The 2778-nt window shown below is 41.2% G+C and carries 1 protein-coding gene and 1 pseudogene; both read left to right on the top strand.

The features are described from left to right. Window positions 1-1518 (top strand): MobA/MobL family protein (locus EKM80_RS14680; protein WP_125554420.1); only part of this gene is annotated, 1518 nt, incomplete at its 5' end. Continuing rightward, window positions 1493-2778, top strand: a pseudogene (locus tag EKM80_RS14675) (DNA topoisomerase); the annotation flags it as partial. The gene EKM80_RS14680 and the pseudogene EKM80_RS14675, both read left to right, overlap by 26 nt.

Below are 2778 nucleotides of genomic sequence, written 5' to 3'. Positions count from 1 at the left end.
TGGGATAAGAAAGAAAAAATAATTGAATGGCGGCATAATTGGGCAGTTAGTGTCAATCAGGTTTTAGAGCAAAAAAACATTCCTGATCGGATCAGTGAAAAATCATTTGTGGAACAGGGAATAGCTGACACACCAATGCAACACGAGGGAATCAATAGCAAACGGCATGAAAGAAAGGCATTTAATCAACAAGTTAAGAACTATCGTAAGTCCAAAGCTGGCTATAAAAATATGCAGGAGAAAGTAGTTAATCGAGGCCACTTGGATAGCCTAAGTAAACACTTCTCGTTTAACGAGAAAAAATTGGTCAAAGAGTTAAGCCACGAACTGAAAACTTATATTAGTTTGGAAAGTTTAGATGATAAGCGGCGCATGCTATTTAATTGGAAAAACAGTACCTTAATTAAGCACGCTGTTGGTGAAGATGTCACTAAGCAATTATTGACGATTAACCAACAAGAAAGTTCACTAAAAAAAGCAGATGAACTCTTAAATAAAGTAGTTGATCGCACGACTAAAAAACTTTATCCAGAGCTTGATTTTGAACAGACAACCGCGGCTGAACGACGGGAATTGATTAAAGAAACTAATAGTGAACAAACGATTTTCAAAGGCAGTGAATTAAACGAACGTTTAATGAATATTCGTGATGATTTATTGGTCCGACAATTATTGACCTTTACCAAGAGGCCATATACCAGCTGGCAGTTATTAATGCAACAAGAAAAGGAAGTCAAAATCGAGCTTAAATATACGCTGATGATTCATGATGATAGCTTAGAAAGTCTAGAACACGTTGATCAAGGGTTACTAGAAAAGTATTCACCAACCGAGCAGCAAAAGATTACTCGCGCAGTCAAAGATTTGCGAACAATCATGGCTGTGAAGCAAGTTATTCAAACCCAATACCAGGAAGTTTTAAGAAGAGCCTTTCCTAACGGCAATTTTAATGAATTACCAATGATTAAACAGGAACAAGCCTATACAGCCGTGATGTACTATGATCCTGTTTTAAAGCCATGTCAGGCCGAAACGATTGAACAGTGGCAAGCAAACCCACCACAGGTTTTCAGCCCCCCAGAACATCAACAAGGACTAGCTTATTTATCGGGACAGCTGAGCTTAGATCAGTTAGAAAATCATCACTTACAACGGGTTTTAAAGCATGATGGTACTAAACAACTCTTTTTTGGCGAATGCAAAGCTGATCCGACGATTAAGAACAGTCAGATCGAGAAAATCCGAATGCAGTTAAAAGAGCAACAAGCCAAGGACGACCAGTACAGAAAAGCAAATATCGGACATTATCAATCACTGAACTACAAGCCAGTTAGTCCAGACTATTACTTAAAGACGGCCTTTAGTGACGCGATCATGACTGTTCTATATGCTCGTGATGAAGATTACCAACGGCAAAAACAAGAACGCGGCTTAAAAGAGACCGAGTGGGAAATGACGAAAAAGCAGCGGCAACATCAAACCCGGAACCGGCATGAAGATTGGGGCATGCACTTGTAATCACAAAATTAGCGACTGGTTAATTGGTATGAATGGTAGCCCATAATGTATTTTATATTGAGAAAAATTTGGTACGTAGAGCGTGCTCGATTAGTTACGTATAGCTGCCAGCCTTGTGTATGGTCTATCAAAGAGACCAGGTAAACAAAACCTTTAAGCCGGAACCCTATTTTGAACTAAATGCGGAAATTGTAGCTAATCAGCAAAAATTCGTCGCAAAATTAGACCCCTATCAGCGATTTAAAGACGAAACAGGGCTAATAACATTCATGCAAGCTAAACACGTTCATAAAGGCTCACAGGACGGTTTAATCAAGGACGTCCAAAAACAAGGCAAAAAGCGTGCTAGTCCCCAACTATTCTCACTATCCAGTCTCCAAAGTGCCATGAATAAACGTTATCACGCCAGTGCCAGCCAAACCTTAGCGGCCATTCAAAGTTTATATGAAGCCAAGTTGCTGAGTTATCCCCGAACAGATTGTGCTTATATCACTGATGAAGAATTTGACTATTTAGTGGCTAATCTGCCGAAGTATCTGGGTTTAGTCTCTAAGCAAGTCGCTTTAACCAATACCACCCCGAATAGACGTTACGTCAATGGGAAAAAGGTTGAAGAACACTACGCCATTATCATGACTAAAGTCGTCTCGACTAAAGAGAAACTGGCCAGCTTGCCTAAATTACAGCAACAAGTCTATGACCTGGTTTTAAGGACGACGTTAGCGATGTTTGCTGATCCTTACGAATATGAAGAGACCACCATTATTACCCAAGTTGGTGACGCCAATTTTAAAGCAACCGGTAAGGTCCCAACTAAGCAAGGTTGGCAAGCTTTATTTGATGATCACAAAGCCGAACAGCAAGAAGCAGCCACCTTACCGCTCGTTCACCAAGGCGATCAAGTCCAAGCAAATCTTCAAACACCGCAAAAAGAAACGACACCACCGGTACCCTTTACCGAAGGTACCCTGATTACGGCCATGAAGACCGCCGGCAAAACGCTTGATGATGAAGAAGCCCAAGCGATTCTTAAAGATGTGCAAGGCATTGGGACAAGTGCAACCCGGGCCAATGTGCTGGAAGTGTTAAAGAAACGCGGCTATCTCGTCACTGAAAAGAACAAGCTACACGTCAGTGAAGCCGGAATTACTTTATGTAAAGCGGTTGAACTCGAACCCTTGCTAACTAGCCCAGAAATGACGGCTAAATGGGAGCAAGCATTACAGCAAATCAGTACCGAAGAACGCACTCCGGATAATT

This window comes from Loigolactobacillus jiayinensis (assembly GCF_003946445.1).
GTDB lineage: Bacteria > Bacillota > Bacilli > Lactobacillales > Lactobacillaceae > Loigolactobacillus > Loigolactobacillus jiayinensis.
The sequence above is the reverse complement of the archived record's forward strand: the minus strand, read 5'-3'. Positions and strand labels throughout refer to the sequence as shown.